25 protein-coding genes and 3 tRNA genes are annotated in these 26252 nt (G+C 61.5%); 21 read left to right on the plus strand and 7 right to left on the minus strand.

Translation table 11 applies throughout. The features are described 5' to 3' along the window. Window positions 1–94 precede the first annotated feature (94 nt). From AC1D1N_RS30835 to AC1D1N_RS30865, 7 genes are all read left to right on the plus strand, one after another. Window positions 95–2551, plus strand: a complete 2457-nt coding sequence (locus tag AC1D1N_RS30835) for a penicillin-binding protein 1A (protein WP_112564352.1) — start codon at window positions 95–97, stop codon at window positions 2549–2551. Between the two features lie 130 nt (window positions 2552–2681). Next, window positions 2682–3813, plus strand: a protein-coding gene (gene prfB, locus AC1D1N_RS30840) for a peptide chain release factor 2 (RefSeq protein ID WP_112564354.1) whose coding sequence is annotated in 2 segments (ribosomal slippage) — window positions 2682–2747 and window positions 2749–3813 — 1131 coding nt in all. Because the reading frame shifts where the segments join, the coding sequence is not laid out codon by codon here. 41 nt (window positions 3814–3854) lie between these two features. Continuing rightward, the gene (locus AC1D1N_RS30845) at window positions 3855–4262 is read left to right on the plus strand and encodes a GFA family protein (protein ID WP_203280391.1); all 408 of its coding nucleotides are present in this window, start codon (window positions 3855–3857) and stop codon (window positions 4260–4262) included. 268 nt (window positions 4263–4530) lie between these two features. After that, window positions 4531–4908, plus strand: coding sequence for a hypothetical protein (locus AC1D1N_RS30850; protein WP_112564358.1), 378 nt, complete (start codon window positions 4531–4533; stop codon window positions 4906–4908). 106 nt (window positions 4909–5014) lie between these two features. Continuing rightward, window positions 5015–5383: a GFA family protein gene (locus tag AC1D1N_RS30855; RefSeq protein ID WP_112564360.1), complete on the plus strand. Its 369-nt coding sequence runs from the start codon at window positions 5015–5017 to the stop codon at window positions 5381–5383. A gap of 152 nt (window positions 5384–5535) precedes the next feature. Next, window positions 5536–6186: a YiaD family glycine zipper/OmpA-like lipoprotein gene (locus tag AC1D1N_RS30860; RefSeq protein ID WP_112564362.1), complete on the plus strand. Its 651-nt coding sequence runs from the start codon at window positions 5536–5538 to the stop codon at window positions 6184–6186. 237 nt (window positions 6187–6423) lie between these two features. After that, on the plus strand, window positions 6424–7032 hold the full coding sequence (locus AC1D1N_RS30865) for a hypothetical protein (protein ID WP_436260091.1): 609 nt from the start codon (window positions 6424–6426) through the stop codon (window positions 7030–7032). Between the two features lie 68 nt (window positions 7033–7100). Here AC1D1N_RS30865 and AC1D1N_RS30870 read toward each other — a convergent pair whose 3' ends face one another. Then, the gene (locus tag AC1D1N_RS30870; RefSeq protein WP_436260090.1) at window positions 7101–8696 is read right to left on the minus strand and encodes a DEAD/DEAH box helicase; all 1596 of its coding nucleotides are present in this window, start codon (window positions 8694–8696) and stop codon (window positions 7101–7103) included. 191 nt (window positions 8697–8887) lie between these two features. Next, complete coding sequence (locus tag AC1D1N_RS30875; RefSeq protein ID WP_436260089.1) at window positions 8888–9655, minus strand: NAD kinase; 768 nt, start codon at window positions 9653–9655, stop codon at window positions 8888–8890. 684 nt (window positions 9656–10339) lie between these two features. Here AC1D1N_RS30875 and AC1D1N_RS30880 point away from each other — a divergent pair. The 5 genes from AC1D1N_RS30880 (at window position 10340) to AC1D1N_RS30900 (ending at window position 16370) form a co-directional block, all read left to right on the plus strand. Beyond that, the gene (locus AC1D1N_RS30880; protein ID WP_477353054.1) at window positions 10340–11368 is read left to right on the plus strand and encodes an extracellular solute-binding protein; all 1029 of its coding nucleotides are present in this window, start codon (window positions 10340–10342) and stop codon (window positions 11366–11368) included. A 102-nt stretch (window positions 11369–11470) separates the two neighbouring features. After that, window positions 11471–12898 carry an amidase gene (locus AC1D1N_RS30885; protein WP_477353056.1) on the plus strand — a complete coding sequence of 476 codons (1428 nt, stop codon included), beginning with the start codon at window positions 11471–11473 and terminating at the stop codon, window positions 12896–12898. 66 nt (window positions 12899–12964) lie between these two features. Next, window positions 12965–13657: a TetR/AcrR family transcriptional regulator gene (locus tag AC1D1N_RS30890; RefSeq protein WP_477353058.1), complete on the plus strand. Its 693-nt coding sequence runs from the start codon at window positions 12965–12967 to the stop codon at window positions 13655–13657. A gap of 217 nt (window positions 13658–13874) precedes the next feature. Then, a complete protein-coding gene (locus AC1D1N_RS30895) occupies window positions 13875–14258 on the plus strand; it encodes a hypothetical protein (RefSeq protein WP_477353060.1) in 384 nt (127 codons plus the stop codon). 1356 nt (window positions 14259–15614) lie between these two features. Further along, on the plus strand, window positions 15615–16370 hold the full coding sequence (locus AC1D1N_RS30900) for a hypothetical protein (RefSeq protein WP_477353062.1): 756 nt from the start codon (window positions 15615–15617) through the stop codon (window positions 16368–16370). A gap of 231 nt (window positions 16371–16601) precedes the next feature. Here the strand turns inward: AC1D1N_RS30900 and AC1D1N_RS30905 are convergent. Next, window positions 16602–16677 (minus strand) — tRNA-Thr (locus AC1D1N_RS30905). A gap of 159 nt (window positions 16678–16836) precedes the next feature. On the opposite strand from AC1D1N_RS30905, the gene AC1D1N_RS30910 reads away from it, so the two are divergent. Then, a complete protein-coding gene (locus AC1D1N_RS30910) occupies window positions 16837–17004 on the plus strand; it encodes a hypothetical protein (RefSeq protein WP_477353064.1) in 168 nt (55 codons plus the stop codon). 279 nt (window positions 17005–17283) lie between these two features. Further along, window positions 17284–17592 (plus strand): BA14K family protein, encoded by a 309-nt coding sequence (locus AC1D1N_RS30915; protein ID WP_023667455.1) that lies wholly within the window; start codon window positions 17284–17286, stop codon window positions 17590–17592. A gap of 54 nt (window positions 17593–17646) precedes the next feature. On the opposite strand, the gene AC1D1N_RS30920 is transcribed toward AC1D1N_RS30915, so the two are convergent. Then, window positions 17647–18066: a hypothetical protein gene (locus AC1D1N_RS30920; protein ID WP_477353066.1), complete on the minus strand. Its 420-nt coding sequence runs from the start codon at window positions 18064–18066 to the stop codon at window positions 17647–17649. 124 nt (window positions 18067–18190) lie between these two features. Between AC1D1N_RS30920 and AC1D1N_RS30925 the strand changes: the two genes are divergently transcribed. Then, window positions 18191–18547, plus strand: coding sequence for a hypothetical protein (locus AC1D1N_RS30925; protein ID WP_181061891.1), 357 nt, complete (start codon window positions 18191–18193; stop codon window positions 18545–18547). Here the strand turns inward: AC1D1N_RS30925 and bhcR are convergent, their stop codons facing one another. Beyond that, a complete protein-coding gene (gene bhcR / locus AC1D1N_RS30930) occupies window positions 18548–19369 on the minus strand; it encodes an HTH-type transcriptional regulator BhcR (RefSeq protein WP_436260081.1) in 822 nt (273 codons plus the stop codon). It abuts the gene before it with no gap. Between the two features lie 203 nt (window positions 19370–19572). Here bhcR and gcl point away from each other — a divergent pair, with 203 nt between their 5' ends. The 3 genes from gcl (at window position 19573) to AC1D1N_RS30945 (ending at window position 23258) form a co-directional block, all read left to right on the plus strand. Next, the gene (gcl, locus tag AC1D1N_RS30935) at window positions 19573–21354 is read left to right on the plus strand and encodes a glyoxylate carboligase (RefSeq protein ID WP_477353069.1); all 1782 of its coding nucleotides are present in this window, start codon (window positions 19573–19575) and stop codon (window positions 21352–21354) included. Window positions 21355–21381: 27 nt separating this feature from the next. Then, window positions 21382–22179 carry a 2-oxo-tetronate isomerase gene (gene otnI, locus AC1D1N_RS30940; protein ID WP_477353071.1) on the plus strand — a complete coding sequence of 266 codons (798 nt, stop codon included), beginning with the start codon at window positions 21382–21384 and terminating at the stop codon, window positions 22177–22179. Between the two features lie 191 nt (window positions 22180–22370). After that, the gene (locus AC1D1N_RS30945; protein WP_436260078.1) at window positions 22371–23258 is read left to right on the plus strand and encodes a 2-hydroxy-3-oxopropionate reductase; all 888 of its coding nucleotides are present in this window, start codon (window positions 22371–22373) and stop codon (window positions 23256–23258) included. Window positions 23259–23302: 44 nt separating this feature from the next. Here AC1D1N_RS30945 and rlmB read toward each other — a convergent pair whose 3' ends face one another. Beyond that, the gene (gene rlmB, locus AC1D1N_RS30950) at window positions 23303–24154 is read right to left on the minus strand and encodes a 23S rRNA (guanosine(2251)-2'-O)-methyltransferase RlmB (protein WP_477353073.1); all 852 of its coding nucleotides are present in this window, start codon (window positions 24152–24154) and stop codon (window positions 23303–23305) included. Window positions 24155–24364: 210 nt separating this feature from the next. Between rlmB and AC1D1N_RS30955 the strand changes: the two genes are divergently transcribed. Further along, window positions 24365–24449, plus strand: a tRNA-Tyr gene (locus AC1D1N_RS30955). Window positions 24450–24476: 27 nt separating this feature from the next. Beyond that, window positions 24477–24550 (plus strand) — tRNA-Gly (locus AC1D1N_RS30960). A gap of 269 nt (window positions 24551–24819) precedes the next feature. On the opposite strand, the gene AC1D1N_RS30965 is transcribed toward AC1D1N_RS30960, so the two are convergent. Next, complete coding sequence (locus AC1D1N_RS30965) at window positions 24820–25707, minus strand: DMT family transporter (RefSeq protein ID WP_436260076.1); 888 nt, start codon at window positions 25705–25707, stop codon at window positions 24820–24822. Between the two features lie 297 nt (window positions 25708–26004). Here AC1D1N_RS30965 and AC1D1N_RS30970 point away from each other — a divergent pair. Then, the coding region (locus AC1D1N_RS30970; RefSeq protein ID WP_352616594.1) for a GTP-binding protein at window positions 26005–26252 on the plus strand (248 nt) is incomplete at its 3' end.

Here is a 26252-nt window from a genome sequence, read left to right on the forward strand (position 1 = left end):
CATGGGTTTTCCATCACGGATCGGGACCGTTGCGAAGGCTTGCGCGAAAGGCGGCTTCGTCTAGGAAATTCCCGAACCTCGGACTGGAGCGGGCATGATTCGTCTCATCGGCTATTTCTTTGGTATCGGCACGACGCTGGCGCTTCTGGTTGCCGCGGGCGTGGCGATATACATCAGCCATCTGTCGAAGGACCTGCCCGACTACGAAGTGCTGGCCAAATACGAGCCGCCGGTGACGACCCGCATCCATGCTTCCGACGGCTCGCTGATGGCAGAATATGCGCGCGAACGGCGGCTCTATCTGCCGATCCAGGCGGTTCCGGACCGGGTCAAGGCGGCGTTCCTGTCAGCCGAGGACAAGAATTTCTACAACCATCCCGGCATCGACATCACCGGGCTTGGCCGCGCCATCTACGTCAACCTGCAGAATGTGGGCTCGGGCAGGCGCCAGGTCGGCGCCTCGACCATCACCCAGCAGGTGGCAAAGAACTTCCTGTTGTCCTCGGACCAAACCTACGAGCGCAAGATCAAGGAGATGATCCTGGCCTTCCGCATCGAGCAGGCCTATTCGAAGGACCGCATCCTCGAGCTCTACCTCAACGAGATCTTCTTCGGCTTCGGCGCCTATGGCGTCGCGGGCGCGGCGCTGACCTATTTCGACAAGTCGGTCAACGAACTGACCGTCGCGGAAGCCGCCTATCTGGCGTCGCTGCCGAAAGGTCCCAACAACTACCATCCCTTCAAGCATGCCGACCGCGCCATCGAGCGCCGCAACTGGGTCATCGACCAGATGGTCGAGAACGGCTACGTGACGCGCGAGGAAGGCGACAAGGCCAAGGCCGAGCCGCTCGGCGTGACGCCGCGCCGCAACGGCTCCTATCTGTTCGCGGGCGAATACTTCACCGAGGAAGTGCGCCGCCAGATCATCTCCCGCTATGGCGAGAACGCGCTCTATGAGGGTGGCCTGTCGGTGCGCACGACGCTCGATCCGAAGATCCAGCTCATCGCTCGCAAATCGATGCAGAACGGCTTGCTCAAATACGATACGCTGCGCGGCTATCGCGGACCGGTGACGCATATCGATGCTTCCGGCGACTGGGGTGTGGCGCTGGGCGCCGTCAAGGGCCTGGAAGACGTGCCGGAATGGTCGCTTGCCGTCGTGCTCGACAGCTCGGATACCGGCCTTTCCATCGGCCTGCAGCCGACGCGGCAGATTTCAGGCGATATCGTCAAGGAACGCGTCGAAGGCACCGTCAGCAAGGAAGACATGAGCTTTGCCATGCGCCATGTGGTCGATGGCAAGACGGTCAAGGCCAAGTCGCCGGCCGACGTGCTGCAGCCGGGCGACGTTATCTTCGTGCAGAAAAACGAAGGTTCGGAAGGCGCCTACACGCTGCGCCAGGTGCCGGAAGTGGAGGGCGGCCTGATCGCCATGGATCCGCATACCGGCCGCGTGCTGGCCATGGTCGGCGGCTTCTCCTATGCGCAGTCGGAGTTCAACCGCGCCACGCAGGCGATGCGCCAGCCGGGATCGTCATTCAAGCCGATCGTCTATTCGGCAGCGCTCGACAATGGCTATACGCCGGCCTCGGTGATCATGGACGGGCCGATCACCATCCAGAGCGGCAATACGACCTGGACGCCGAAGAACTATGACGGCACGGTCGCCGGCCCCGCGACCTTGCGCTCCGGCATCGAAAAGTCGCGCAATTTGATGACGGTGCGGCTGGCCAACGACATGGGCATGAAGCTGGTGGTGGAATATGCCGAGCGTTTCGGCGTCTACGACCATCTGGCGCCGTATCTGCCGATGGCGCTGGGCTCCGGCGAGACGACCGTGATGCGCATGGTGTCGGCCTATTCGATCATGGCCAACGGCGGCAAGTCGATCAAACCCTCGCTCATCGACCGCATCCAGGACCGCTACGGCAAGACGGTGTTCAAGCAGGACGAGCGCGGCTGCGAAGGCTGCAATGCGTCCGAATGGAACAACCAACCCGAACCGGATCTGGTCGACAATTCCGAGCAGGTGCTCGATCCGATGACCGCCTACCAGATCACCTCGATGATGGAAGGTGTCGTCCAGCGCGGCACCGGCGCCACGATCGCCGAGCTTGGCCGCCATATTGCCGGCAAGACCGGCACGACCAATGACGAGAAGGATGCCTGGTTCATCGGCTATACGCCGAACCTCGTCGTCGGCCTTTACATGGGCTACGACACCCCGCGCGGCCTTGGCCATGGCGCCACCGGTGGTGGTCTGGCGGCGCCTATCTTCAAGGACTTCATGCGCGTGGCGCTGGACGGCACGCCCAATGTCGACTTCAAGGTGCCGGAAGGCATGAACCTGGTCGCCATCAATCGCAAGACCGGCATGCGTGCCGCGGCGGGCGATGCCGGCACCATCATCGAAGCCTTCAAGCCGGGCACCGGCCCTGCCGACAGCTATTGGGTGATCGGCATGGGGGCCGACGGCTCCAATGGCGCCGGGGGACCGCTGTCGCCGCAGGCGACGGAAGCCATCCAGGCGCCCGGCGGCGGGCTTTACTGACGATCTGATTTCCCATGCCGAGTGGGCTGGCTTGTTGAGCCGGCCCATTTCGCTTTACAGGCAGCAATGCCGTCCCTATGTATCGCGCCGACCCAAGCGCCACTTCAAAAACAGGACAGAACAACCAGCCATGCGCGCGGAAACGCAGAACATTGTCGACGAGATCAGGCAGGCGATAACCCTGCTGAGGAGGCATCTTTGACTGGGATCAGGCCATAAAGCGGCTTGAATACCTGAATGTGCGGGCTGAGGACGCCAGTCTCTGGAACGAACCACTGGAAGCGCAAAAGCTGATGCGCGAGCGTCAGGGCCTCGAAGAGGGCATCGCCGCGGTCAAGGGCCTGACGCAGGCACTGGAAGACAATATCGGCCTGATCGAGCTTGGTGAGGAAGAGGGCGACGAGGGCGTCGTCGCCGAGGCCGAAGCCGCCATCCGATCGATGCAAGGCGAAGCCAAGGCCCGCCAGGTCGAGACGCTGCTGTCGGGCGAAGCCGACGCCAACGACACCTATCTCGAAGTCCATGCCGGCGCCGGCGGCACCGAGAGCCAGGATTGGGCCTCGATGCTTCTGCGCATGTATACGCGCTGGGCCGAACGGCGCCGCTTCAAGGTCGAAGTGCTGGAAGTCCATGACGGCGAAGAGGCCGGCATCAAGTCCGCCACGCTGCTGATCAAGGGCCATAATGCCTATGGCTGGCTGAAGACCGAATCCGGCGTCCACCGCCTGGTGCGCATTTCGCCCTATGACAGCAATGCGCGCCGCCATACGTCCTTCTCCAGCATCTGGGTCTATCCGGTCGTCGATGACAGGATCGAGATCGACGTCTCTGAATCCGACGTGCGCATCGACACTTACCGCTCGTCCGGTTCGGGCGGCCAGCACGTCAACACGACGGATTCGGCGGTCCGCATCACCCATATCGCCACGGGCATCGCGGTCGCCTGCCAGGCGGAACGCTCGCAGCACAAGAACAAGGCCAAGGCCTGGGAAATGCTGCGCTCGCGGCTCTACGAGGAAGAGCTGAAGAAGCGTGAAGCGGTGGCCAACGCCACCGAGGCATCGAAGAGCGACATTGGCTGGGGACACCAGATCCGTTCCTATGTGCTGCAGCCCTACCAGCTGGTTAAGGACCTGCGCACCGGCGTCGAAAGCACCAGCCCGTCGAGCGTGCTCGACGGCGATCTAGACGACTTCATGGAAGCCTCGCTGTCGCAGCGCATTGAAGGCGGGGCTGGTGAAGCGGTTGCCGATCTAGACTAGGGTACGTCCATATCCTCAGGCGTCGGGCAAAGGAGAAGCCGGTGACACGCAAGCTCAGCGGAAAGTGCTTTTGCGGCGCGGTCCACTATGAGGTGGCGGACGAATTCGTTTATGCCGCGAATTGCCATTGTTCGAACTGCCGGCGCACCACAGGTTCGGCTTTCAAGCCGTTCGCCGGCATCGAACGCGACAAGTTTGCCCTTGCCGAAGGGCATCACGGGCTCATTCATTTCGGCGACGACAGCGGCCACGATGCGCATTGCAGCCGCTGCGGCTCGTTGCTCTATTCGCTTGTCCGCGATGGCGCCTATGTCCATGTCGCCATGGGCACGCTGGTCGACGATCCCACCATACGGCCGACCGCGCATATTTTCGTCGGCTCCAAGGCGCCGTGGTTCACCATCGCCGACGACCTGCCGCAATATGAAGGGCATGCCTCCGACGGCTAACGCCTCTTGGGCGCCGCGTCGTTAACCTCTCGTTAACCAAGCCGGCGCACCCTTTGGATGGCAGATGTCGGCGCTCGGGGTGCGGCACTGTAGTACCTATGCACTTCTTGCGCCGACCAAGGAATCAGCCCAGCATCCCGGGCTGAGAGTGAAAAAGCATTTATGGCCGGGCGCGGCATATCTGCGAGCTGACGGTTCGGCCACTGGGAAGACACGTTCCAAGAACGGGCAAGCAAACGCTTGATGCTCGCTTGAAAGGAACGTTTCCATGTCTGCTGCCATAGTCCGATCGGCCAGAGCCGTTCAACCGGCTGGCCGACTTCTGTTTTCCCTGTTCGTGATCGGCGCGATCGCGGTGCTGACCGCACCCGGCTTCGCCCATGACGCCAAGCCGACGGCGGCGAAGCCGCAAGGCTGGAGTTATCCCTTCGCCTGCTGCGCCAACTATGACTGCCGCACCACCCATACGGGCGAGGTGCTGGAAAAGCCCGAGGGCTATGTCATCGCCGGAACGGGGGAGGTCGTTCCGATGAGCGACAAGCGGGTCAAGGACTCACCCGACGGCGATTTCCACTGGTGCGCGCACCAGGCTGGTCTCGACGCCGGCAAGACGATCTGCCTGTTCGTACCGCCGCGTTCCTACTGACGGCAAGGCAGCGTTCCAGCCATCGTTGCTGACAGACAGTTGTCAGGAGCCTTCCTTTATGGTGCCTTTGCCGCATGGCGGCGGGCAACGGAGAGGAAAGCTTTTCATGACCATCAAGGCCAGCTGTCACTGCAGGGCGACGACATTCGAGGTTTCGCAAGCGCCCGAGACAGTAACGCAATGCACCTGCTCGTTCTGCTCCAAGCGCGGCTCGCTGTGGGCCTACTACGTTCCGTCGCAATTCAAGCTCACCAGCCCGGCAAAGAACGTCTCCGTCTATCAATGGGGATCGAAGACCGTCAAACACGGGTTTTGCGCCATTTGCGGCTGCGGCACCTTCACCGAAACGCCGGACTGGTCGACCGGCAAACCCGACTTCGACAACCCCAAGATCTCGGTCAATTCGCGGCTGTTCGACGATTTCGACCTCGACAAGGTCGAGGTGGTCATTATCGACGGCAAGAATCTCTGGTAGTCGGCCCCAACCACCGAAGCAGAAGAGCGGCGCAAGCGGGGAAAAGCCGCTTTCTCCGTTCCGCTTTTCGCCGTATTTCATGGTACAAGACCCGTGGAAGGGCTGATATGCGCGGGCCGCAAAGGCCGCGGTTTGGAGAGGGACGTTATCTCATGAAAAAGACTGTGCTCGTCGCCGTTGCGACGGCTGTGCTGGTGAGCGCCTGCACGACCACTGATCCATATACCGGCGATCAGAAGATTTCCAACACCGCCGCGGGTGCAGGCCTTGGTGCCCTGGCCGGCGCCAGCCTTGGTCTGCTTGCCGGCGGCAATGACCGCCGCAATGCGCTGATCGGGGCCGGTATCGGCGCGCTGGCCGGCGGCGCCATCGGCGCCACGATGGACCAGAACGAGGCTGAATTGCGCCGCCAGCTGCAGGGCACCGGCGTCAGCGTCACCCGCACCGGTGACCAGATCATCCTCAACATGCCGTCCGACATCACCTTCAACGTCGACCAGGATGCGGTGAAGCCCGGCTTCTACCAGGTGCTGAATTCGGTGGCGCTGGTGCTGAACAAGTTCCGCCAGACCACGGTCGACGTGTTCGGCCACACCGATTCGACCGGTGGCGACGAGCACAATTTCGATCTGTCGCAGCGCCGTGCTTTGGCGGTCGCCAACTATCTGTCGGGACAGGGCGTCGATTCGCGCCGCTTCGCCGTCACCGGTTTCGGCAAGACCCGTCCGATCGCGTCCAACGCGACGTCGGCCGGCCGCGCGCAGAACCGGCGCGTCGAGATCCAGCTTTCGCCGCTCACCTGATCAGATCGGCATCGGCATGCGAAGGCGGCCCCGCAAGGGGCCGTTTTCATTTGGCTCCTGTGATCCGCCAAACGATCTAAAGCATTAGAATTTTCTAATAATCGCTTTTCGGACACCTTGGAAAGGATTAGCATTGGGGCTGTTCCAGAGGGGATGGGGCGGTACAAACGGCCGCGCAATCATCACTTAGCCGGCCCCGGTCCTGCACGGCCAGATCATGAAATCTGGGAGGAATGCATGACAAGAACAGCTCGCCTTGGGCGTTGCGGCGCCCTCGTTTTGACAGGTCTGGTCTCTGCTTGGTGCGCGGCCGCCACGGCTCGAGCCGAGGACGCCAGCAAGGCCGACGTCGAAGCCTTGAAGAAATCGCTCGCCAAATATGAGGACTACACGGCCGCCATCCGCGACCTTTATCTGTCGACCGTCGGGTGCGTCTACTACTCCGGGGAAAAGATCGCCGGCGCAATGGAGTATCCGAAGGGCGCCATGGGCATCCATTTCGTCAATGTCCCGAGTGTTGGTCAGAAACTCGATCCGATGCGCCCCAATGTGCTGATTTACGAGCCGACCAAGAAAGGCTTGAAGTTGGTTGGCGTGGAATGGCTGGTGCCCCTGACGCCAGACACCAAGGAAGCTCCAAAACTCTTTGGCCAGACCTTCATGGGGCCGATGGAAGGGCACTATCCGCTTATTCCGAGGGAGTTCGTCCACTACGACCTTCATGCCTGGCTGTTCAAGGACAACCCGAACGGCATGTTCAGCCCGACGAACCCGAACGTGAAATGCAGCAAGGCCGAGTTTCCGATGCTGGAAAAACCGACCAAGATGATGCCCGGCCCGATGTGACGGGCGAGCTGTGATCGCGGCAGGCAAACCGGGTGATCGGCTTGCCTTGCGAAAACGAAAACCGGAAATCAGACCTTGGCGACGATCTTCATGAAGGCTGGCATGTCATCGCCGAAGCCGACGGTGCCGTCATTGTCGTCGCCGCCGCGGTTGTTGCGGGCAGGGCGGCTGTTGCCAGCGCGCTGCGGCCGGGTGTCGCCGCGTTCCGGAGCACGGTTCTCGTTGTTGCGATCGGAGACCTTGCGCTCGCCATTTTCGGAGCGGATCGCTTCCTTGCGCTGACGCCGTTCGCCAATGTCGGCAACCGCGGCTTCGGCTACGACCGGCTGTTCCTCGCGAGCGGCATCCGCCGGGGCTTCGTCGCTGGGCTTGGCATGGCGCTCGCGCGGCTTGCGCTCGACGCGATCTTTGCGGTCTTCGTCCTTGCGGCCGGCGCGACGCGGCGCGCCACGGCCACGGCGGGGCGCTTCGTCCTCGCTGCTTTCGCTTGCGACCACCGTCGACAGGTCGCCGTCATGCCACTCGATCTTGTTGCCGATCAGCCGCTCGATGGCGTCGATGTATTTGGTGTCCGACTTGGTGGCGATGGTGAAGGATTTGCCGGAGCGTCCGGCGCGGCCAGTACGACCGATGCGGTGGACATAGTCTTCGGCGTGTATCGGCACGTCGTAGTTGAAGACGTGGCTGACATCGGGGATGTCGAGGCCACGCGCGGCGACGTCGGAAGCGACGAGGTAGCGCAGCTTGCCATCGCGGAAATTGGCCAGCATCTGCATGCGCGCACGCTGGTCCATGTCGCCATGCAGCGCGCCGGCGTCGAAATCATACTTCAGCAGCGAGCGGAACAGTTCCGACACTTCGACCTTGCGGTTGCAGAAGATGATGGCGTTCTTCAGTTCGGCGTCTTCTGCCTTCATCAGATTGCGCAGCGTCTCGCGCTTGTCCCATGGCTTTGAGCCCGACTTGACCAGCCGCTGGATGATGTTGGTGGCAGCGGACGCGGCCTTCGAAACCTCGACACGCACCGGTGCATGCAGGAACTTTTCGGTGAGCTTGGTGATCTCTGGCGGCATCGTCGCCGAGAAGAACAGCGTCTGCCTGGTAAACGGGATCATCTCGCAGATGCGCTCGATGTCGGGGATGAAGCCCATGTCGAGCATGCGGTCGGCTTCATCGATGACGAGGATCTCGACGCCGTTGAGCAACAGCTTGCCGCGTTCGCGGTGGTCGAGCAGGCGGCCGGGCGTGGCGATCAGCACGTCGGCGCCGCGCTCGAGCTTCTTGTCCTGCTCGTCGAAGGAGACGCCGCCGATCAGCAGTGCGATGTTGAGCTTGTGGTTTTTGCCGTATCGGATGAAATTCTCTTCGACCTGCGCGGCGAGCTCGCGCGTCGGCTCGAGGATCAGCGTGCGCGGCATACGGGCGCGGGCCCGGCCTTTTTCGAGGCGGGTGAGCATCGGCAGCACGAAGGAGGCCGTTTTGCCGGTGCCGGTCTGGGCGATGCCCAGAATATCCTTGCCGAGCAGCGCATGCGGGATGGCGCCGGCCTGGATCGGCGTCGGCTTGCTATAGCCGGCATCGGTGACTGCGGAAAGGACCTTGGGCGACAGGCCGAGGTCTGAAAAGGTCAACGCTTCTGGAGCGGTCGTGGTGTCTGAGGACAAGTGTTGTTGTCTTTGGCTGGTTCGGGGAAGCGCAACGGCATTCGTCGCGGCAAGCACAGCGTGCCTGCAAGATTGGTATTGCGATTAGGCGCAAGCCCGCGATTTGTCAACAGAAACGGGCGGGATTGGTGCGATTGTGAAACGTAAGCTTAATCGCGATGCTTAATCAGGTAGTGTCTTTTTGCGCCGGCTCAATAGCGAAACTGCTCGGCGAGAATGCGTTCGTTCCACGAATGGTTGGGGTCAAACAGCAGCGTCGCCGTCGCGGTCGGCGATTCCCGAACCGTGACGGAAGCCACCGCCTTGACCTCGGTGTGGTCGGCGGCGGCGTTCACCGGCCGCTTTTCCGGCTCCAGAATATCGAAGCGAACGGTCGCCTTGTTGGACAACAGGGCACCCCGCCAACGGCGCGGCCGGAACGGGCTGACCGGGGTCAACGCGAGCAGCGGCGCGTCGAGCGGCAGGATCGGCCCGTGCGCCGACAGATTGTAGGCGGTGGAGCCGGCCGGCGTCGCGATCATCACGCCGTCGCAGTTCAGTTCCTCGATCCGGACCTGTTCGTCGACGGTGATGCGGATTTTTGCGGTCTGATAGGATTGGCGCCACAGCGCCACTTCGTTGATGGCAAGTGCTGAAACCGTCTCGCCCTCATGCGTCACCGCCAGCATCTCCAGCGGCCGGATCGTTTCGGCGACGGCAGCGGCGATGCGTTCGGTGAGGCCGCCGACGCGGTATTCGTTCATCAGGAAGCCGATGGTGCCACGGTTCATGCCGTAGACCTTCTTTCCCGTGCTCATCGTGTCACGCAGGGTCTGCAGCAGGAAGCCGTCGCCGCCCAGCGCCACCACCACCTCGGCGTCCTCGAACGAGGCCTGGCCATAGCGGGCCGACAGGCTTTCCATCGCCGCCCTGGCATCGGCGGTGTCGGACGAGACGAAGGCGAGACTGGCGTTGCTCATGACTTCCCGATGGCGGTCGGCGGCGGTTGCGTGGGGTAGCATGGGCAAGCGCATCTGCAAAGGGAGGCCGCGTCCGGTCCCACCGCGGCTGCGCCGGATCGAAAACCGGTGGCTCGCGCTTCATGTCGCCGGAGAGGCGAATGTGATGGTTAAGAGCGAGCTTAAACACTCGTAAAGCCCGATCGATCATGTTAGCCGGCAGAGGATGGGTGGCTGGGGGGCTAGCCAGTTGAGACCTGTCTATTGCCGGTGACACGCCTGATTATCGTCTTCCTCATGCTGGGAAGTTTCGCGCTTCTCTTCGCCGAACTTGTGCGGCAGTCCGAGGACATGAGTTCCAGGCCGAGGCCGACGGCCTCACGCTGCGGCGACGCCAGCATGCCATGCCCGCAGAACGCATTGTAGGCTGAAGCCGCAAGCGACCGCCGACGGCGCGGCGGCAATCCATCACCCATTGCCTGACAATCTGTAGGTTTGACGGCATCGACCACGCGTCGTCGAAGTCTGGGCCATACCCGTCGCCATGCCAGCAAAAAGATATTGACTGTATGTTTAGTAATTAATACCGTTGTGGAGATATCGAGTTGGTCAGCCGGCATCCGCCGGTGAATGACCACCAGGACGAAGGGAACATACGGACTCGAGGCGGCAATCCCGCCGGTCCCGACAATGGGAGACACAAGCATGCAGTTGAAATCGACCGCGACGGCGCTCGCGCTGCTGGCGATGACCGGCATTGCCCGCGCCGACGGCGAACTCCAAATCTACAATTGGGGCAACTACACCAGTCCGGAGCTGATCAAGAAGTTCGAGGAGACCTACAAGGTCAAGGTCACCGTCACCGACTACGATTCCAATGACACCGCTTTGGCCAAGGTCCGCCAGGGCGCTTCCGGCTATGACATCGTCGTGCCATCGGCCAGCGTCATGCCGATCTGGATCGGCGAAGGGCTGCTTCTGGAAACCGATCCCAACACGATGGAGAATTTCAAAAACGTCGATCCGAAATGGGTCGACGTGCCCTTCGATCCCGGCCGCAAATACTCAGTGCCGTGGCAATGGGGCACGACCGGCATCTCGGTCAACAAATCGGTCTATGCGGGCGATCCGAACACGTCGGCGATTTTCCTCGATCCGCCGCCGGAGCTCGTCGGCAAGATCAATGTCGTGCCCGAAATGGGGGACATCATGTTCCTCGCCATTGCTTATGAGGGCGGCAAGTACTGCACCGACGACAAGGTGCTGCTGAAGAAGGTGCATGACAAGCTGGTCGAGGCGAAGGGCAAGTGGCTGTCGCTCGATTACGCGGCCGTCGACGGCCTGGGCCGAGGCGACATTGCCGCCGGCGTCAACTGGAACGGCATATCGCTGCGCCAACGGCTGCAAAACGACAAGATCGTCTACGGCTATCCCAAAGAGGGCTTTCCGATCTGGATGGACAATGTCGCGGTGCTCAAGGACGCCAAGAATGTCGAGAACGCCAAGCTTTTCCAGAATTTCATCATGGACCCGAAGAATGCCGCGCTGATCTCGGCCTTCGCGCACTACGCCAACGGCATCAAGGGCTCCGAGCCCTTCCTGCCGGACGACATGAAGGGAGCGCCCGAAGTGGATGTTCCGGCCGAATTTGCCGACAAGGGCCAGTTCATGCCGGCCTGCCCGACCGACGTCCAGGCGCTCTACACCAGGATCTGGACCGATCTGCAGAAATAGCAGCGCCGTCAACCGAACCTGACCAACATCCTTCGGGCCGCACCCCTGCGGCCCGGCCATTCTTCATGCCAGATGCGGTCCAGCCGCCGCGGGAGATTTGTGATGTCCGATCTCGACCTTTGCTACATGCCCGCCAGCGAGGCGTTGCGGCTGTTCAAGGCGAAGAAACTGTCGCCTGTCGACCTGATGCAGGCCACCATCCGCCGCGCCGAAGCGACCGAGGCGACAATCAACTGCTTCACCTTCACCCATTTCGACGAGGCGATGAATCTCGCCAGAAAAGCCGAAGCGAAATACGCCAAGGGCGCCAGGACCGGTGCGCTCGAGGGCCTGCCGATCGGCATCAAGGATGAGAGCTACATCAAGGGCAAGCCGACCTCGCATGGCTCGCTGCTTTCGAAGGACGCCATTGGTGGCCACACGTCGACGATGAACGAGCGTGTCATGAAGGCCGGCGGCATAGTGCATGCCCGCACGGCGACGCCCGAATTCAGCTGCGCCGGTTACACCTGGTCGAAGCGCTGGGGCGTGACGCGCAACCCCTGGAATCCGGATTATACGCCGGGCGGTTCGTCGGGCGGTTCAGCGGCGACGCTGGCCTCGGGCACATCGTCGATCGCCACCGGCTCGGACATTGCCGGCTCGATCCGCATCCCTGCCTCGGCCTGCGGCCTGGTCGGCTTCAAGCCGCCTTACGGCCGCAACCCCGACGAGCCGCCCTTCAACCTCGACTTCTATTGCCACACTGGGCCGCTGGCCCGAAATGTCGGCGATGCGATCCTGCTGCAGAATGTCATGGCCGGACCGAGCCCACTCGACATCGCCACGCTGCGCCCGAAACTGCGCCTGCCGCTCGACTACAAGCCGATCAAAGGCTGGAAGATCGCTTTCTCCATGGATCTCGGATCGTTCGAGATCGACCCTGAGGTGCGCAAGAACACGCTCGCTGCCTGCGACGTGTTCCGCTCGCTCGGCGCTACCGTCGAGGAGGTCGACCTTGGCTGGGGCGACGAGGTGCTCAAGGCAGGCATGGCCTATCTGGAGCATCTCTTCGGCGCCTCGCTGGCGCCACTGCTCGCCAAGCACGGCAAGGACATGACCAGCTATGCCAGGCAGTTTGCGCAGGATGGGCAAAAGTCGAAGGCGACGGATTTTGTCGCGACCCTGGAGGTGGCGGCCAGGATGTACCAGACACTGGGGCCGTTGCTGGAAAAATACGACGTGCTGATCTGCCCGACAAACGCGCTTCCGGCGGTGCCGGCGGAATTCGATCAGACCAAAGGCAAGGTCGAGATCAACGGCGAGCAAGTAAACCCGTCCCTGGGTTGGGTGATGACGACGCCGTTCAACATGCTAAGCCGCTGCCCGGTTCTATCCGTGCCGTCGGGCCGTGCCGCCAATGGCGTGCCGACCGGCATCCAGATTGTCGGCCGCACCTATAGCGACGCCGATGTTTTCCGGGCGGCGATGGCCTATGAGACGGCTCAGGGTCAATGGTACACGAATGCCGGGGCACGCCCGTCGCTCTGAGTCCGCGAAGAGCCGGCGTGCCAAAGCAGCGGCGGGATGTTTTCGCCGGGGAAAGGCCTGACGACAATGGCGCAACGCAAAGCCACCGCTGAGGCGGGAAAAAGCAAGGCGACCAAGGGTGCGGCGAACGACGCTGCCCCTAAGGACCGCCGGCGCGAGCGCGGCGAAGCGAGCATCCAGCGCATCATCGACGCCACCATCGAGCTCATCGCCGAGGAGGGACTGGCGAGCGTCACCATGCAGCGCATCGCCGAGCATGTCGGCTCGTCCAACGCGCTGGTGGTCTTTCATTTTCGCAGCAAGGAGAACCTGTTTCGGGCCGTGCTGCAGTATCTCAGCGATCAATATGACGCGCTGTGGATCACGTTGGTGCGGGCGCCCGGCCTGTCGCCGGTGGAACGGGCCTTGGGCGCGGTCGATTGCGCACAGCGCTTCGCCCGTCTGCATCCGAAATGGGTGTCGGTCTTCGTCGTGTTTTCCAGCGACCGCAAGAGCATGCAGATCTACAATGAAATCGGCCTGCCCAGCGATCTCGCCTACACCGCCGAAGCCCGCGATCTGCTGATAGAAATCGCCCGTGACGGCGGCTACACCGGCGTCGACATAGACACGTTATCGGAGAGCCTGAACTATCTGGTTCACGGCGCCTGGTACTGGGATCATCTCAACCCGTCCAGTCGCGACACCGACGTGCTGCGCAAGACCATGCTCCTCCTGCTGCACCAGGCGTTTCCGCGGCATTTTGAGTTGATGCGCTAGGCTCCCGGTCAGGACGTTCCGAGCATCAAGCATGCGCTCAAACGTACCCTCGCCATTTGTTATTTCGAGGCGCCCGAGCGCTCAATCTCATGAAAATTAGCAACTGCTAGAATTGTCGCTTTGCATTTAAGGGCGTCGTAATTTAGCTGGATGATAAAGCCAGTGTCAGTCACGCTGGGTTAGTCACGGGTGGCTGGCGCCGAAATCGGAGACAGCGATGAAAAAGTTCCCTCTGCTGGTAATGACCTCGATCGGTTTGCTGGGCGTTTTCATGACAGCGAAATCGTTTGCGAGCCAAGTCTCCGATCACGCCGCTTCAGTGACCGCCACCATATCAAACGATGACAGCGAGGACGCCACCGCCGGCGACCAGAACGATGATAGTGCTGTGGAAAGCGACGACAGCGCCGGTGATCAGAATGGCGATGGGGTCGAACAAAGCGACCATGGTGACGATAGCGTCGACGCCGGTTCGCATGATGGCGACCAGGGTGACGATGCCGGCGATGATAACAGCTACAGCGGCGATCACGAGAGCGGCGACCATGCTGGTGGCAATAGCGGGGGCGGCGACAGCGGCGATCACGAGAGTGACGACTGATACGTTAGTCCGCTTTACGCTTTTTTGGCCCGCTGGCCTTTGGCTGGCGCGCTTTTGGCCTAGACTCGCGCTATATCGGCTCAATGGCAAGGAGCTGGACGTTCCAATCTCTTGATGGCATGTCGCGAGCAGTTCCGGACCAATAGTGATGGGTGGTGCCCCTGCTGGTTGGGGTCGCGGGACCTTGAACCCCCTTGGGACCCGCCGCCGTAGCTGTTGGGGCGACCTTCGAACCTGTAGACTTGGCCGGACGGGCCACGGTAAATGTGGTTCCTGTCTCCCTGTCCATTGCCCGGAAGCGATCCGCCATTGCCCGGACGCGATCCACCCGATTTGGCAATCGCCGCAGAACTCAGGCTTGTGCCGAGCAGGAGCGTTATGGACGGCGGTGTCACTGCCGCGAAACGTCCCGCTTTCTTGAGTTTGTATACGACGAGAATTAAAACCCCTCGTCAGCCTTTGATGATATTTGACGCCCGCTGGCTCCCCCCGGCGGGCTTTTTTGTTTTCTCTGGTGACTATGCAATGCCATGATAATCTGAGCGTCTTGCTCCGGTTTGGCCGAGTTGCTGGTGCCACCCTCAGTTGGGGAAATCGTCAATAAGGGCTTTTTTAAGCAATCCCTAATATATACGATTTGATCAGCCGGCTTGGCTCCCAAGCCCTCGGGCCGGTCAGGCCCGACAGTTCACGGATTCACCCCAATGATCTGTCGGGCCGCTTGGAAGTTTCCCTCGCTCAGACACGTTGGATTATGATAGGCGCATGCTCTGCATTTTTTGATCGAAAAGCGCGAGCTTGGTCATATAACCGATCCTGATCCTCGCGTCGCAGTGATCGCAATTGAAGGCAGATATAACCTTCACCCACGAGCCCCTTTTCACGATTACGTGGGAACAGTTGGGGCATTCAAATTTTAAGTACTCGTCCATCATTTTTTCTGAAATGGGCATGGTGCCACTCCCCCAGCAATCCACTGAAATTGAACGGTGGCGGTCTTCAGCTGAACCACCAAGTGTGACTTGAACTTCCATGCTAAGCAATGGTTCCTGCCAGGGCCTTCGGACTTACTGTGCAACGGACCAAAGTCGGAAATCGAAAAGCGCTTTGCCATCGGAAGGTATTAGATCCCTCCCCATTTCTTCGTCCCGCACTCCCTTGAGGGACCAAGGTCTGACTCGCACACGCATTGGGCCCAGACGGGCAACGGACGCTTTCTTGGCGGCCGCTTTGGAGGGTAAAAAGAACCCACCAATGCAGACGCATGCGTGAATGCCGTTATTGCCCTTCCGAACATCCAGAAGGGCTCCTGGTTTACAGTGGGTGCCAATTTCAAGCGCCTTCGGGGGCCGAAAAGTGATCATCGAGCTATTTGGCCCGGCCGGCTCAGGTAAGACCACTTTCGCACATGCGCTTCAACGTCATCTGCAAGCACAAGGCTACGTCGCCAAGGTAGTGCTTTCATATGAACCCGGTGTCCATCGTTCACCGCTAGACCCTAGTGGGTTCCGCTATGCACTACACCGTATTGCCATATCAACGATCAGGACTGCCGCCTTTGCTTGTCACCCTATCGACAACGCCGAAGGGTTCAGACTGACCGGCAAGCTGATAAGGATTCTGGCGCCGAGAAATCCGATCTGGCTGATCAGGTTCAGTCAGTATCTCATGGCTCTCTCCCACGTTTGGCATCAACCGTACGACGCTCGTCAGATTGTGATCTTCGACCAAGGTTTTATCCAGCTTGTCTCTTCATTAGCCGTGTTCAGCGGCGTTTCGGACGTAGAGAAACTTAAGTCTGCTTTGGAACTGATCCCATCATCGCATCTTGCCATAGCTACCAGCGCGGCCGAGTCATTGCTGTCACAGCGCCTGAGTGCTCGGCTCCTTCAGCAGACCTATATGGAGCGCCTGTTCGAGGCAGATTGCAGAACCAACCTGCAATCGATCCCAATAATCGACCACGTAAAAAGCATCCTTCTCGGCAGTGGCAGGTTCGTATTAAGCATCGATACGTCGGATGAAGGCGGTCTGCAGGAAAGTGTAGCTCAAGTTGCAAGGGAGATTGGCGCGATGGGCTCTGAAGGACAGTGCAAAGCTGCGGAAGCCTAACGCCCAACGCCAATAGAACTGCAGCTGCCCGTCGATATCGAGGCTGAGGATATTCTTCAGGTCGCCGGCAGGCGTCTCGGTGTTCGTCGTGTTCTCCAGCGAGCGCAAGAGCATGCGGATCTACAATGAAATCGGCCTGCCCAGCGATCTCGCCTACACCGTCGAAGCGCGAGAGCTGCTGATCGAGATTTCGCGCTGTGGATGGCTCTTCGATGGATCGTCGAGCGGAACTGGTGCCCCCGGACGGAATCGAACCGCCGACCTTCGGTTTACAAAACCGCTGCTCTACCAGCTGAGCTACAAGGGCACGGCGCTCCGGTTAGCATATTTCGTGCGCCAGTAAAGACAAAACTCCGTTTTCGATTGCTTATGGACCCTGTCGAGGCGGGACGGGCCGCCATGCTGAAAACCGCCAATTCCTTTCCTACATATTGTTGAGATGCAATCGCCTGGTTAGGGGGCTCGCATGATCAGACTTGTCATCATTCTCCCGCTCGTCGTCATCGCCTGGTTTCTTGTGGTCAAGCTCGTCAGGGACGTGAAGAGCGCCAACATCGACTGGACCGGTATCGCCACCATCGTCGGTTTTATAGCGATGGCGTTCTGGCTGCGGCATGTCACAGGAATGGGGTGACAGAGAGTGAGTAGGGAATAGTCAGTAGTGAGTAGGGGCTTAAGGAGCTAGGGCAGGATCCAACCTAATCCCTACTGCCTACTCACTGCTCACTAATCGCAAAACCCTCGAACCTTTCGCTGTGGCGCTAAGATCCACCGAGCGACGAGATCGTTGCCTCAGCAGGTTTTTGCCGGCTCGAGAAAAAAATCAAAACCCGTCGAACCTTTTTCTTCGCGGCAACGACAGATGATCAAGAGGCGGATGGATCGCCTCTAGCAACGAAACAAGGAGATCATCATGTTCACGCGCAAAATCGCTTCGGCCCTTATCGCCAGCACCGTCGCCGCCACCTCGCTGGTCGGCACCGTCCAGCCCTCGGCCGCCCACAGCCATCACCACAACCGCGAAATCGGCATCGGCATCGCCGCCGGCGTTGGCGGCTTCGTGCTCGGCAGCCTGCTCAACCAGCAGCCGCGCACCGTCTATGTCGACGACGAGGGTGGCTCCTGGCACGTCCGCCGCTGCGCCAACCGCTACGCCAGCTACGATCCGTACTCCGACACCTATGTCGGCTACGACGGTTATCGCCACTACTGCCGCCTTTAACAGGTCGATTTCAGACAATGAAGAAGGGGCTCCACTGCCCCTTTTTCATTCACGCTAGGATTTCTGCGTGTCGATCGGCAACCCTGCCGCGCGGCAGGCATCCGCAATCGCCCCTTGCTGCGTGTTGCCCATCGCGGCGAGTTCGAAGCTGTTGTCGGCATCCAGGTAGATCCTGCCAAGGAAAGGCTCGTAGTCAGCAGAGCCGCCGGCAGCGTTCTTGTCATCGACAGAGCCGCATATCACGATCTCTTTGCGGCCGTTCATCGTGCGCTCGCCGGCCAGTATGGGTCCGAACCTCGCTGCCACCGGGTTTTTCAAGTGCTGGCGCACGCCAATGGTGATGGTCTCCTCCAGGGCGAGCGAGACCGCAATGGGATCGGCGCGCTGGCTCGCGGCGGGTTCAGGTCGCGGCGGTGTCGTCGCCACGCAACCGCAAAGCGAAGCGAAGAGCAAAAGCTGGACCGTTTTCCGCATGCTCGCCTTTTTGCATGCTTGCGAAAGCCGCGGCAAGACGGGCAACGTCCATGTGGCCGGCGATGTACAGCGATTTTGCGAAAGTCTAGTCTGCCACCCGAGCGCCAATTGAGGGGAGGGTGGTTTGGACGAGCAGGACCCGAAGGAAGACCTGATCGAGCCGGTTTTCCGCAATGGCACGGTCACCACCGTCGGCATCCTGCTGGCGTTCTCGCTGGGCTTCGTCACCCATTGGGCGGCCAACCCGATACCGTGGCAACTCCATCATTTGCTTGCCGTGGTGCCGATCCTGGTTGGCATCGCCCTGCAGATGCGGGCGCTGTCGTTGCTGCTCGACCTGGATTCGCTCCGCCGGCCAATCTACGAACGCGCGAACCGCATCTTCATGGCCGGCATCATCCTGACCGCCTGCGGCGTCGGGCTGGCGATTCTGCTCGATGTCTTCGAGGTATCGGCGAGGAGCGCGCTGGTCGGGGCTTAGTCAGGTCAGCCCGACGCCGCCGATCATCTTCGTCACCTCCGCGGCCGCGTCGCGCACCAGCGGCCCGATCTCGCCCAGCCGCTCCGGCGTCACCCGCACCGTCGGGCCGGAGACCGAAACACCGCCGATCGGTTCGCCGAATTCGTTGAAGATGGCGGCGGCCACGCAGCGCATGCCGGGATGGCGCTCCTCGTCGTCGACCGACCAGCCGCGATGCTTGATGACAGCGAGATCGTGGGCGAGCGCCGAGATATCCGACAGCGTCTTGTCGGTGAAGCGCTGCAGGCCCGATTTGCGCAGGATGGCGGCGACGCGTTCCGGCTCGAGCTGCGCCAGCACCGCCTTGCCGATACCCGAGGCATGAAAGGAGCTGCGCGTGCCCGGGCGGAAGAAAGCGCGGATTGCCTGATGGGTCTCGACCTGGCTGACGAAAACGACGCAATCGTCCTCGGCGACGCCGAGATTGGCTGTCTCGCCGGTCTTTTCCATCAATTCCTGCATGACGACGCGGGCGCGGTCGACCAGCTTGCGCCGGCGCAGGAAGGCCGCACCCATGCGGTAGGTCTCGACGCCAATCGACCATAGCTGGTCCGACGTATCGAACTCGACCATGCCGTGGTTCTGCAGCGTCGTCAGCATGCGGTAGGCGGTGGAGGCGGCAAGACCGCTTTGCGCCGATATTTCGCTCAACGACAGGCCGCTGCCTTCGGCAACAATGGCCAGGATGCGCAAGGCGCGGTCGAGCGACTGCACCGAGCCGGCCTCGGACGGTCCGTTGAAGGCGCGGGGACGGCCGCGCTGGCGTTTTTCGCTGGTCTCCATGGCGGCATTGTCGCCAATTTCTCCAAAAGCACAATGAAAAAGTTTTTCACCAATTTTTTGAACCGGATTCATGGAAAACGAAAAAGTAAGCGAATCAGTCAGTAGGAGCTGTTTTCTAGAAATGAAAAATTATTTTGAAAAAATTGAAAAATGGCCAGCGCGCTGGCATTGTCAGCCAACCAACAATCTTGCGGAGGCTAGACATGGCCAGGATGCGCGCTGTCGATGCAGCGGTTCTCGTTCTCGAAAAGGAAGGCATTTCCTGCGGTTTCGGCGTGCCGGGCGCGGCGATCAATCCGTTCTATTCGGCGCTGAAGGCGCTGGGCTCGATCCGCCACATACTGGCGCGCCATGTCGAGGCCGCCTCGCATATGGCTGAAGGCTACACGCGGGCCAAGGCCGGCAATATCGGTCTGTGCATCGGCACATCGGGCCCGGCCGGCACCGATATGATCACCGGGCTCTATTCGGCGGCGGCGGATTCGATCCCGATCCTGTGCATCACCGGGCAGGCGCCACGGGCGCGGCTGAACAAGGAGGACTTCCAGGCGGTCGACATTGCTGCCATCGCCGCACCCGTCGCCAAATGGGCGGTCACCGTCATGGAGCCTTATCTGGTGCCGATGGCGCTGCAGAAGGCGTTTCATCTGATGCGCTCGTCGCGGCCGGGTCCCGTTCTGATCGACCTGCCGGTCGACGTGCAACTGGCCGAGATCGAGTTCGACATCGACGCCTATGAGCCGCTCGTCCCGTTCAAGCCGGCCATGTCGCGCGCCCAGGCCGAGAAAGCGCTGGCGATGCTCAACGCGGCGGAAAAGCCGCTGATCGTTGCCGGCGGCGGCATCATCAATGCCGACGCGTCGGATCTGTTGATCGAGTTTGCTGAGATTACCGGCGTTCCGGTCATCCCGACGCTGATGGGCTGGGGCGCGATCCCCGACGACCACCGTCTGATGGCGGGGATGTGCGGGCTGCAGACCTCGCACCGCTACGGCAATGCGACGATGCTGGAAGCCGACTTCGTCTTCGGCATCGGCAACCGCTGGGCCAACCGCCACACCGGTTCGGTCGATGTCTACACCAAGGGCAAGAAATTCATCCATGTCGATATCGAGCCGACGCAGATCGGACGCGTCTTCGCGCCGGATCTCGGCGTGGTCTCGGATGCCGGTGCGGCGCTGAAGATGCTGCTCGACGTCGCCACCGAATGGAAGACGGCGAGAAAACTGCGCGACTGGTCGGGCTGGGCGAAGGAGTGCCAGGGCCGCAAGAAGACGATGAAGCGCAAGACGCATTTCGACCAGGTGCCGCTGAAGCCGCAGCGCGTCTACGAGGAGATGAACAAGGCCTTCGGCCGCGACACCACCTACGTTACCACGATCGGCCTGTCGCAGATCGCCGGCGCGCAGTTCCTGCATGTCTACAAGCCGCGCAACTGGATCAATTGCGGCCAGGCCGGCCCGCTCGGCTGGACGCTGCCGGCAGCGCTTGGCGTGCGCGCCGCCGATCCGGACCGCACCATCGTGGCGCTGTCGGGCGACTACGACTTCCAGTTCATGATCGAGGAACTGGCGGCCGGCGCGCAGCACAAATTGCCCTACATCCATGTCGTTGTGAACAATGCCTATCTCGGCCTGATCCGCCAGGCGCAGCGCGGTTTTTCGATGGATTTCGAGGTCAGCCTCGCCTTCGAAAACGTCAACCGCGCAGACGATCCCGAGGCCGGCTATGGCGTCGACCATGTCGCGGTCGCCGAGGCGATGGGCTGCAAGGCGGTGCGGGTGCGCAAGCCGGAAGAGTTCGCCGGCGCGTTCAAGGAAGCGCAGCGGCTGATGAAGGAGCATCAGGTGCCGGTGGTGCTCGAATTCATCCTCGAACGCGTCACCAACATTTCCATGGGCACGGAAATCGACAAGATCACCGAATTCGAAGACCTTGCCGAAAGCCATGAGGATGCGCCGACGGCCATCGTCCTCCTGGATTAAGCTTTGGCGGGAAGAAGGAGAAAAAGAATGCCGCGTTTTTCAGCCAATCTGTCGATGCTGTTTGGCGAGCACGAATTCCTCGACCGCTTCGACGCCGCCGCCCGCGCCGGCTTCAAGGGCGTCGAATATATCGGCCCGTATGATCACGCGCCTGACGTGGTCGCGGCGCGGTTGAAGAAGAACGGGCTCAGCCAGGTGCTGTTCAACCTGCCGGTCGGCGACTGGGGCAAGGGCGAGCGGGGCACTGCCGTTTTGCCCGACCGCGTACCGGAGTTCCGGCAAGGCATCGCCAAGGCGATCTCTTACGCCCACGCACTAGGCTGCGAGCAGGTCAATTGCCTCGCCGGTATCGCGCCGCAAGGCGCGGATCGTTCGGTGCTGGAAAACACCTTCGCCGAGAACCTGGCGTTCGCGGCGGAGAAACTGGAGCAGGCCGGCATCCGGCTCCTGATCGAGCCGATAAACACCCGCGATATCCCGGGATTCTTCCTCAACTATTCGGACCAGGCGCTGGCGTTGATCGACCGCGTCGGCTCGAAGAACCTGTTCCTGCAATACGACATCTATCACATGCAGATCATGGAGGGGGATCTCGCCCGTACCATCGAGGCTAACCTTGGCCGCATTGCGCATATCCAGCTTGCGGACAATCCCGGCCGTCACGAGCCGGGGACGGGCGAGATCAATTATCCCTTCCTCTACGAGCACATCGACAGGATTGGCTATTCCGGCTGGGTTGGGGCGGAATACAAGCCGAAGGCGGGAACGGAGGCTGGCCTGGGGTGGTTCAGGGAGCTCAATGGGCAGGGGAGTGCCGCGGCTTAGCTGTTGGCAACTACTCGGCGTTGGTGCCGCCCCTCACCCTTACCCTCTCCCCGTGAAGAACGGGGAGAGGGGGTCGCCGGCGTCGGAGCGCTTCCCTTCTCCCCGTCACTATACGGGGAGAAGGTGCCGGCAGGCGGATGAGGGGCGGTGCTAGCGTTCAATCAGTCTGGACAAGACTTTTAGGAGAAACAATGGACACCATCGGCTTTATCGGCCTCGGCATCATGGGCGCGCCGATGGCGGGGCATCTGCTCGATGCCGGCTACACTGTCATTGCCAGCGACCATCGCTCGAAGGCGCCGGCCGATCTCGTCGCCAAGGGCCTGAAGACTGTCAGCGGCCATGCCGCCGTGGCGAAGGCCGCAGACATCGTCATCACCATGGTGCCCGACACGCCGCAAGTGGCCGACGTGCTGTTCGGCGACAATGGCGTCGCATCCGGCCTCAGCAAAGGCAAGCTCGTCATCGACATGAGTTCGATCTCGCCGATCGAGACCAAGACCTTTGCCAAAAAGATCAACGATCTCGGCTGCGACTATCTCGATGCGCCGGTGTCGGGCGGCGAGGTCGGCGCCAAGGCGGCGTCGCTGACCATCATGGTCGGCGGTGAGGACAAGGCGTTCGAGCGCGCAAAGCCTGTCTTCGAGAAGATGGGCAAGAACATCACGCTTGTCGGTCCGAACGGCGTCGGCCAGACCACCAAGGTCGCCAACCAGATCGTCGTTGCGCTGACCATCGAAGCCGTCGCCGAGGCGCTGGTCTTTGCCTCAAAAGCCGGCGCCGATCCGGCCAAGGTCAGGCAAGCACTGATGGGCGGACTGGCGGCATCGCGCATCCTCGAAGTGCATGGCGAGCGCATGGTCAAGCGCACCTTCGCGCCGGGCTTTCGCATCGAACTGCACCAGAAGGACCTTAATCTGGCGCTGGAAGGCGCCAAGGCGCTTGGTGTTTCGCTGCCCAACACCTCGACCACGCAGCAGCTGTTCAACTCATGTGCGGCCAATGGCGGGGCGAAGGAGGATCACTCGGCGCTGGTTCGCGCGCTGGAGCGGATGGCAGGACATGAAGTGGGTGAATAGTGAATGGCAAGCCACTCAACCATTCACCATTGACTATTCACCATTCACTTTCCCAGGAATTTCCGCGCTGCATACAAACTCACCGCCGCCGCGTTCGAGACGTTGAGCGAACGAATCGCGCCGGGCATGTCGAGGCGGGCGAGGGTCGTCACCGTCTCGCGCGTCTTCTGGCGCAGGCCTTTGCCTTCGGCGCCGAGCACCAGCGCGATCTTGTCGCCTGAAAAACTCGTTTCGAGTTCGGCCGGGCCGTCCGAATCGAGGCCGATGGTCTGGAAGCCGGCCTCATGCAGTTGTCCCAGCGCGTCGGCCAGGTTCTTCACCTCGATTTGATCGATATGCTCAAGCGCGCCGGAGGCCGATTTGGCAAGCACGCCGGATTCCTGCGGGCTGTGGCGGGCGGTGGTGATCAGCGCGCCGGCGCCGAAGGCGACCGAGGAACGCAGGATGGCGCCGACATTGTGCGGGTCGGTGACCTGGTCGAGCACCAGCACCAGTTTTGTATCGCCGAGCGCGTCGAGGCGTTTCGGCTTCAGCGGCTCGACCTCGATCAGCACGCCCTGGTGGACGGCGTCCGAACCGGTGACCTTGTCAATCTCCTTCGGCTCGACCAGCTCCGCCTTGAACGGCAGCGCGGCGAGGTCGGCAATCGCAAGCCGCTCGGCGGCGTTGCGAGTCACCAGCATTTTTTTGATCTTGCGCCGCGGATTGTCGAGCGCGGCCCGCACCGTGTGCAGGCCATAGAGTCGCACCAGTCCGTCTGCGGCGTTCTCGCCCGGCGGCACCGGCTGGCGCGGCCGGAAGGCGGGCGCACCGCCGGCCTTCTCGTCGCGGTGGGCGCGGCGCAGCTTGGCGTAGTGGGTGTCTTTGGCGGTCTTGGGCGTGTTGTCATTGCTCATGGCCGGCTTCTATAGCTGTGTCGCAAGGGCATGGATACAGGCAGAAAGCCGGCTTGCCGGGCGGGCTGTCAAAATCAGCGCATTTTGCCGAGACGTGCGGTTGACACCCACTGGCCTTGCCGCCATAAGGCGCTTCGCTGATTTCGGACAAAACCTTGGTTTCGACCGGATCGGCGAGAATGCCTCGTTGCAAGGCTTCGACGGCAGGCTGGAGAGGTGCCCGAGTGGTTAAAGGGGACGGACTGTAAATCCGTTGGCTTAGCCTACGTTGGTTCGAATCCAACCCTCTCCACCACTGCCAGCCCGTCAGCCCTGAAGCGAAGCGGGTATAGCTCAGTGGTAGAGCAGCAGCCTTCCAAGCTGAATATGCGGGTTCGATTCCCGCTACCCGCTCCAAACTTTCCCCAATCCGCATCAGATTTCAGCGAATACCTCCACGATGTTGCCGTCGGGACTTTTCGGCTACACGCCGGTCGATCCATCGACCACCAACCAGTTCGCGGCGCTGTCGAAGCCACGCCCGACAGCCGCAAGGCGGTGCCGGGATCGTCGCCGTGATCGGCGCGGTGGTCGTGCTGTGGGCCTATCATCTGATCAGCGGCAGGCGGGCGCTTTAAGCGCCAGTTCTGCCGAACTGGCTGGCTGCCGATACGTTGCCATAAGGGTCAGGCGACGACCGTCAGTCTGCGCTTGCGTTCATCCAGCGAGACGATCGTGAGTCCGCTCGCCACCACCAGCAGGATGCCGCACACGGCCAAGGCATTCGGGAACTGCCCGAACACCAGCACGCCTGAAATGACCGCCCAGACGGTGAAGCAGTAGTAGAACGGCGCCACGACGCCGGTCGGCCCGACGCGATAGGCCATGAAGATGAAGAAATGGCCGAAGATCAGGAAGAACCCGGCGCCGGCCATCAACAGCAGGTGACGGGCTTCCGGCATCACCCAGCGCTCGGAAACCAGATGCGCGGCGCCCGCGCCGATCAGCACCACCACGACGGCGGAAATGGCGACGATCATGCCCGGCACCTCGGCCGGGACCCGCCTGCCGGCGAGATCGCGCGCGGCCGACAGGGCGGCGTTGCCGAGCGCCAGCAAGGCATAGACCGAGATGCCCTCCATGGTCGGCTGCGCCACCATGACCGCGCCGACGAAGCCGAGCCCGATCAGCGCCATGCGCACGCCGCCGATCCGCTCGCCGAACAGGATGGAGGAGCCGACCAGCATCAGGAGCGGGGTGATCTGCCCGAGCGCGGTTGAATCGGCGATCTGCATGTTGGCCAGCGCCACCACGTAGCAAAGGATCGCCGCCAGCTCGAGCAGGTTGCGGCTCAGCACGCGCTTGTCGAAGATCAGCGGGATCTGCTTCCCGTAGCCCAGCAGATACAATAGCGGCATGCCCCACAGCGTGGCCGCGACCCCGCGCAGGAACAGCACTTCATAGGACGGCAAGCCTGCGGTGGCGAGCTTCATCATCGTGTCGTTGACGAGATAGGACCCCGTCGAAACGATCATGAACAGCGGGCCGCGTATGGATGTGGGGATGAAATGCATCGGGCGACCAAATCAGACCGGCGCCGCAGCGGCAATGGGCCAGGGGCGGGCTGCCAATCCAGCAAGGAAGAGCCAGGACATAGCCGGGAGTTGCAGACACGCGCTGAAGCCGGCGCCCCCATTTCATTTTCCGTCGCGCGTTCTTATATCAGCGCCATATCCCCCGCAATCGGATCATCGGTTCGGACCGAGTGGACAGCGCACCCGGCCACAAGGCACTTGTGTTTTTCGGCCGTAGTCGCTAATCGCCCCGCATTCGACTGAACTGAAGGTCAAGGCCGTCCAAGGAAAGAGACTATGGCAAAAGGTAAATTCGAGCGCACTAAGCCTCATGTGAACATCGGCACGATTGGTCACGTTGACCATGGCAAGACGTCGCTGACGGCGGCGATCACGAAGTATTTTGGCGAATACAAGCGCTACGACCAGATCGATGCGGCGCCCGAAGAGAAGGCCCGCGGCATCACCATTTCGACGGCTCACGTCGAATACGAGACGGCCAACCGCCACTACGCCCACGTCGACTGCCCCGGACACGCCGACTA

This window comes from Mesorhizobium sp. P2_B5, from assembly GCF_056404775.1.

Bases quoted from the DNA above. Each gene is read 5' to 3' on its own strand.
- AC1D1N_RS30850 (WP_112564358.1), top strand. From the start codon at position 4,531: ATGTCTGCTGCCATAGTCCGATCGGCCAGAGCCGTTCAACCGGCTGGC.
- AC1D1N_RS30855 (WP_112564360.1), top strand. From the start codon at position 5,015: ATGACCATCAAGGCCAGCTGTCACTGCAGGGCGACGACATTCGAGGTT.
- AC1D1N_RS30910 (WP_477353064.1), top strand. From the start codon at position 16,837: ATGATCAGACTTGTCATCATTCTCCCGCTCGTCGTCATCGCCTGGTTT.
- AC1D1N_RS30860 (WP_112564362.1), top strand. From the start codon at position 5,536: ATGAAAAAGACTGTGCTCGTCGCCGTTGCGACGGCTGTGCTGGTGAGC.
- AC1D1N_RS30875 (WP_436260089.1), bottom strand. From the start codon at position 9,655: ATGAGCAACGCCAGTCTCGCCTTCGTCTCGTCCGACACCGCCGATGCC.
- AC1D1N_RS30965 (WP_436260076.1), bottom strand. From the start codon at position 25,707: ATGCATTTCATCCCCACATCCATACGCGGCCCGCTGTTCATGATCGTT.
- AC1D1N_RS30915 (WP_023667455.1), top strand. From the start codon at position 17,284: ATGTTCACGCGCAAAATCGCTTCGGCCCTTATCGCCAGCACCGTCGCC.
- AC1D1N_RS30835 (WP_112564352.1), top strand. From the start codon at position 95: ATGATTCGTCTCATCGGCTATTTCTTTGGTATCGGCACGACGCTGGCG.
- AC1D1N_RS30865 (WP_436260091.1), top strand. From the start codon at position 6,424: ATGACAAGAACAGCTCGCCTTGGGCGTTGCGGCGCCCTCGTTTTGACA.
- AC1D1N_RS30920 (WP_477353066.1), bottom strand. From the start codon at position 18,066: ATGCGGAAAACGGTCCAGCTTTTGCTCTTCGCTTCGCTTTGCGGTTGC.
- AC1D1N_RS30890 (WP_477353058.1), top strand. From the start codon at position 12,965: ATGGCGCAACGCAAAGCCACCGCTGAGGCGGGAAAAAGCAAGGCGACC.
- AC1D1N_RS30895 (WP_477353060.1), top strand. From the start codon at position 13,875: ATGAAAAAGTTCCCTCTGCTGGTAATGACCTCGATCGGTTTGCTGGGC.
- rlmB (WP_477353073.1), bottom strand. From the start codon at position 24,154: ATGAGCAATGACAACACGCCCAAGACCGCCAAAGACACCCACTACGCC.
- AC1D1N_RS30885 (WP_477353056.1), top strand. From the start codon at position 11,471: ATGTCCGATCTCGACCTTTGCTACATGCCCGCCAGCGAGGCGTTGCGG.
- AC1D1N_RS30945 (WP_436260078.1), top strand. From the start codon at position 22,371: ATGGACACCATCGGCTTTATCGGCCTCGGCATCATGGGCGCGCCGATG.
- AC1D1N_RS30880 (WP_477353054.1), top strand. From the start codon at position 10,340: ATGCAGTTGAAATCGACCGCGACGGCGCTCGCGCTGCTGGCGATGACC.
- gcl (WP_477353069.1), top strand. From the start codon at position 19,573: ATGGCCAGGATGCGCGCTGTCGATGCAGCGGTTCTCGTTCTCGAAAAG.
- bhcR (WP_436260081.1), bottom strand. From the start codon at position 19,369: ATGGAGACCAGCGAAAAACGCCAGCGCGGCCGTCCCCGCGCCTTCAAC.
- otnI (WP_477353071.1), top strand. From the start codon at position 21,382: ATGCCGCGTTTTTCAGCCAATCTGTCGATGCTGTTTGGCGAGCACGAA.